This window comes from Okeania sp. (assembly GCF_983059655.1).
In genome coordinates this window covers 1-5,773 of the sequence record NZ_CEZPJD010000512.1, presented here as the reverse complement: position 1 = coordinate 5,773, position 5,773 = coordinate 1, and the positions used below count along the sequence as shown (strand labels likewise).

The window sequence follows — 5,773 nt, the reverse complement described above, 5'->3', positions numbered from 1 at the left end:
TTGATAATTGATAATTACCTCTCCCTAAAAGGAAGAGGATTGAATAAAAGGAAAAAATTGATTCTCTTCCCCTTGAAAGGGGAGGCTTTAAACCTGAATTATTGAATTATTGAATTATTGAATTATTAATTCTTCGGTAAAATATTCAAGGTGTTTCTCTATTTTTGCATTGTTGACAAAAAATTGAGAATAGCGATAAATTATACCTAATTTTTGACAAAATTCAGGAGGATAATTCATAAATTAATAATAGCAATTAATAGTTAATAAGAACCTCTCCTAAAGATGGATAGATTAACGAAAAAATTTTTTTGTATTTATTTATTCAAAAAAGAAGCTTTAAATTTAATAATTCTGTATAGTAGTCGAAGAAAAGGGTGCGGACATATTAAAAGCTTAAATTCAGACAAAACCATATTTTTCGCTCCTTAAATTCCTCCTGATTTCTTCTGTTTTAACTAGAATATTTAATCAGGAAAGCAGAAGTATCTATTTGTTAATAGATATTACTTTTGCTAAAAAAATTAGCTAAAAAAATATATTGAATTCCATTAAATTTACTGTTGAGAAAAACTCAAGTTAGATTAAATTTTGTTCAATGAAAGAAGATAAATCATCAAAAACAAACCCGAATAATCTTAGCAATTTTCATCCACTACTAATAATTACAAAAAAAATAATTAATCTGAAAACAATAAGTAAAAATATTCACTCATCTACTCTAGGATTAATAGTATTTTTAGTAACTATAAGTAGTATTTGCCCTCCTGCCATGTCACACAATAATGGAGATAAAAATCCACTTCAACTCTCAGAAGAAACCACAAAAAAATCTCTATTTATTGCCTATCCTTCCGCAAACCATAAAACCACTTCAGATAGAATATTTTTAATTGGTACAGCTTCTCCAGAAGCAGAAGTTACTGTTAATGGAAAAAAAATTAATGAACGTAGTAAATCAGGTCATTTTGCTCCTAGTTTTCCATTAAAAATAGGGAAAAATATATTTACTGTACGCCATCAAAACCAGGAAATTATATTAACAATAACGCGCAACTCAAACCAACCACCTTTACCAGTAGGAATAGCTTTTGGCCAAAATTCTTTGACCCCAACAAAAGATATTGCCAGAATGCCAGGAGAATTAATTTGTTTTCAGGCGATCGCTCCTCCAAATGCTAATATTTCTGTGTTATTAGCTGAACAAACTATTCCCTTACTTTCCCAATCTCAAGTAGTAAATTTACCAGGAAATTTGGCAGTATTAACAGGAGAAAATCAACCAATTCCTTCTGCGGGAGAATATTATCAAGGTTGTGCTAAAGCAGAAAGATCGGGAGATTTAGGTCAACCTGAATTTAAACTGAGTATGAGTGGTCAAACTGTTACTCAAAAAGCACCGGGGAAAGTGACTATTCTTTCTCCCACTACATTTGAGGTGGCCGAGGTAACAGTAGAAGAAGGTGTGGCCAGAACTGGACCAAGTACCACTTATTCTCGTTTGACTCCTCTACCAAAAGGCACAAAAGCTTTGATTACAGGGAAGGAGGGAGACTATTTACGTCTTGACTATGGTGGGTGGATAAAAGCTGATGAGACTAGGATATTTACAGATGCTGCTCCACCACGTTCGGTAATTCGGGGTGCTATTGCTCGTCAAGTTCAAGGTGCAACAGAAATTAGATTTCCTTTGCAAGTACCAGTGCCAGTAACAGTCGAACAAGGCGATGGTTATTTAACTTTAATTCTGCATAATACGACGGCTCAAACTGATACTATTCGTTTAGATGATGATCCTTTAATTGAGCGATTAGACTGGCAACCAATCTTAACTTCAACAGTGCAAAATGAGCAGGGAGTTAGGTATAAGTTTTATTTAAAAACAGAGCAACAATGGGGTTATAAATTAGAATATGTTGGTACAACTTTGCGATTAACTTTACGACATCCTCCGGCAGTAAATAGTGGGATTAATTCTATTAATAAACCTCTGACTGGAATGAAAATTTTGATTGATGCAGGACATGGTAGTGAGAATGATTTAGGTGCAAGAGGTCCGACTGGTTATCCAGAAAAAAATGTGACATTAATTCTCTCAAAGTTATTACAGGATGAGTTAATTGCACGAGGTGCTTCAGTATATATGACACGAAAAGCAGAAGAGGATTTATATCCTAAAGATCGTGTGGAAATGATTAATCAACAAGTTCCAGATTTAGCACTTTCGGTTCATTATAATGCTTTACCTGATTATGGTGATGCTCTAAAAACTCAGGGAATAGGTACTTTTTGGTATCATTCTCAAGCTCATAGTTTGGCAGTATTTTTACATAATTATTTAGTGGAAAAATTAGACCGACCTTCTTATGGAGTATTTTGGAATAATTTAGCTTTAGCTCGTCCGACAATAGCTCCTTCTGTATTGTTAGAATTAGGGTTTATGATTAATCCTTATGAGTTTGAATGGATTATGAATCCTCAAGAACAACAGAAGTTAGCAACAGCATTAGCAGATGGAATTGTAGAATGGGTTAAAAGAAGGAGTCAGGAGAGAGGAGACAGGAGTCAGGAGTTAGGAGTTAGGAATAAGTAGAGGATGCTAAACCTTTAAACTTTTAGTATTGCTAGAAATTTTACTATTTCCTTTGAAGAAGTAGTCAGGAGTCAAAAGTCATATCAAGTAATACCAAGCGTGAAAAAAGAATGTTACGAATAATAAGTGCAATAAAAAGATTTTGCAGGAAATGTTCCTTTGACAAAAAAGAGAATTTACGACCTGAAAACTGTTATTAAATCTATTCACATACGACTCCTGAATTGCAGTATTGCTGTTTGCTTCGCGGTGACAAACGGAAATTCTAAGAAATACCCTAGCTATTTGTAGCAAACATTTATCAAATTGGTATAATATTAATTAACCGCAATATAGAGAGGTTGTATGCAACGTCTCTACCAGGTTTGGTAAAGATTGTTTATTACAGTTATTTAATTAGACATGATATTAGGAGTCAATAGAGGATACTCAACCTTTAAACGTTTAGTATTGCTATACATCTTACTATTCTCTATTCCATATCAGTCTAATTTGGATATATGTAAAATTAATATGTACAATTAAACGGATTTAATATAATTGGTAATATGGAGTATTTTGCCATGATTTAGCATTAATCATTTCAACGATTTTTTCTTCTATATTGTTGGAATGAGGATTGTTGGAATGAGGGTTGATTATTAATTACGGCAAATTTCAGGAAGCGTCAGGTACAGTTTAAGACTAATTTAATAATTTTTATTCATTTTTTATTCCCTGTTAAGAGTTCGCTAAAAACATAAAAGTTTGTAATTTATCAATCTTTTTTCGACAGTTATGCCACCGTAATGGTATTGATTGAACTTGATATAAATTACTTACAGCAGTTTTGAAGTTGATGAGGTACAAATTTTTAGGACTTTAGGGAGTAGGAAGTAGGGAGTAGGGAAAAAAAGATTAATCTTTAAACTGTACCTCACTATCCTAAAAAGTGCTGTAATTATTTCATACCATTTCTCTGTAACAATGCGCTTAATAATTTTTACCCAAACTAGAGTTTTACTAATAGCTGTTATCTTTTATTAAGCGCAACTTCATAGAGAATTGGTATCAGCTATTATTACCTCATTTTCAATTAAAAGAAAGAAGATATATTTCGGTTTATTTTCTAATCACAATTTTTCCCACTCCCCCACTCCCTCACTCCCCTACTCCCCCACTCCCCCACTCCTCTACTTCCCCACTCCCTCACTCCCCTACTCCCTCACTCCCCTACTCCCCCACTTCCCTACTCCCTCACTCCCCTACTTCCCCATTCCCCCACTCCCCCACTCCCCTACTCCCTCTTCCTTAAAGGTTGTACTAAAGGCAAAAAATATGACACTAATTGTTGATTTCCAACAACCAAAGTAGGAAAGGGATGACTCGAATAATCTTTGCCAATTTTTAAAGGAAAAATATCTGTAGATTCTAATGATACCCACACTGCACCTGCAGCTTTTGCTATTACCCAAGATCCTGCAATATCCCAAATTCTAGGTGTAGCTTCAACTCCTGCAATAGATGCACCACAAGCAACAAGTAAAAAGTTATAACTTGCTATGCCTAACATTCTAATTTTTGTGGGAATTTGAGGTAAAATTTTGGTACTTCGAGTACAAAGATTAAATAAATGATTACTATTAATTTTGTCTTGGTTTGGTTGAATTGGTTGATGATTTAAAAATGCTCTTGTAATAGGTGGATTAGATAAATAAGTCTGATTTTCTTGATAATAAAAACCATAATAAGATTGATGTAATGGAGGCAAATGTATATAACCAAATATAGGAATACCTTGATACAATAATGCGATAGAAGTTGCCCAAATTGGTATACCTTGAGCAAAGTTTGTTGTAGCATCTAAGGGGTCAATAATCCAACACCATTCATTACTAGGAAATATCTGTTGAGTTTCTTCTGTTAAGATTCCATGAGTGGGAAAAGTACGAGCGATCGCTTCTCTAATTTCTCTATCTGCCCATTTATCAGATTTAGTAATTAAACTACCGTCAGCTTTTTCATCTGCTGTAACATTTCCGAAGTCTTTTAATAATTGATTTCCTACTCGAAAAGTTGTTGTTTCTGCGAAGTTTAAAACTTGATTCCATAATTCTGTCATTTGAACTTTTTTATCCCACTAGATTGTTGTTTGAAAGTTGATTTAAAGAAGATTAATTAGTCAGTCAACTTAAATTGTTGCTTGAATTTTCAACTTTGAGTTTTTAGATTTTAATTTTGATATTTTAGTAAGTATTTTCTGCGTAATGCTTCCCTACAGGATGCTACGCAAATGCAAAGAGCCGTCAGCCATTAGCTATTCCTTTTAGTTTAGGATAAAAGCTTTATTAATTGTCTTACTACAAAAGTTGCCTCCCTTGCCCTTAAAGTCTATTTTTATTTAAATACTGTCCTTAACAAGAGAGTCTTGTTGCTAATAGCTGTTTGCGCAGCATTCCGCAGGAAATACTTACATATTTTCTAGATAATATCCAAGCAATAATACCTAGAGATTCACTATCAATATTTTCAATATTTTATAATGATAGAGAGCATTGTTAAAAATAAAATTTATGAATCATCGAAAGTGGGTTTCTCTATACTTTATTATTTTGGCAGTTATGGAGGTAAGTTGTATATTACCTGCTAATGCCCAAAAATTTGACCGAAAAATTGTGGTCCAAAGCCTCCCCTTTTAAGGGGATAAAAAAAAGAATATTCCTTATGTCAAACCTTCTTATTGTAGAGGTACTAATAACTGATAACTGATAACTGATAAATGAAATGACCTTGTCCAGCAGAGGTAAAAAGAACAGCTAAAATACTTGTAGATTCGCTCCTCAATATGGAATTATTTACCGCAATAATCTTGATAATAGTTGTTTTGCTATTGAAGAAACGGGTGGAGGTATTGGAGGTGTGGCTTATTAATATGGTTTTCCTGTAGAAACTTCTTTATTTGGTCAGGTTTATATTCAGTTTGGCGAAGGTATTGGTGAGATGAAAAAACCATCGGAACAAGAACTAAAAATTCCACAGAATAATTTATTTATGGTTTGGGGAGGTGATAGTCCATTTGATCGTTTTATTGGGGCAGATTTTATTCGTTCTACTTATTATGGGGAGAGGATATCTAATCCTGTTTATGAGTGTAAAAATGATATTACTCCTATAGAAGCTAAGAAAATTGTGGAATCTTTA

4 protein-coding genes are annotated in these 5,773 nt (G+C 33.4%); 2 read left to right on the top strand and 2 right to left on the bottom strand.

What is annotated here, in order from left to right:
* Window positions 1-114: 114 nt before the first annotated feature.
* The gene (locus AC3DU7_RS23050; protein ID WP_488041631.1) at window positions 115-240 is read right to left on the bottom strand and encodes a hypothetical protein; all 126 of its coding nucleotides are present in this window, start codon (window positions 238-240) and stop codon (window positions 115-117) included.
* Window positions 241-772: 532 nt separating this feature from the next.
* Here AC3DU7_RS23050 and AC3DU7_RS23045 point away from each other — a divergent pair.
* Window positions 773-2,593, top strand: a complete 1,821-nt coding sequence (locus AC3DU7_RS23045) for an N-acetylmuramoyl-L-alanine amidase (RefSeq protein WP_488041632.1) — start codon at window positions 773-775, stop codon at window positions 2,591-2,593.
* A gap of 1,276 nt (window positions 2,594-3,869) precedes the next feature.
* Here the strand turns inward: AC3DU7_RS23045 and AC3DU7_RS23040 are convergent.
* Window positions 3,870-4,694, bottom strand: coding sequence for an inositol monophosphatase family protein (locus AC3DU7_RS23040; RefSeq protein ID WP_488041630.1), 825 nt, complete (start codon window positions 4,692-4,694; stop codon window positions 3,870-3,872).
* An 878-nt stretch (window positions 4,695-5,572) separates the two neighbouring features.
* On the opposite strand from AC3DU7_RS23040, the gene AC3DU7_RS23035 reads away from it, so the two are divergent.
* Window positions 5,573-5,773: hypothetical protein (locus AC3DU7_RS23035; protein ID WP_488041629.1), on the top strand; the 201-nt coding region annotated here is incomplete at its 3' end.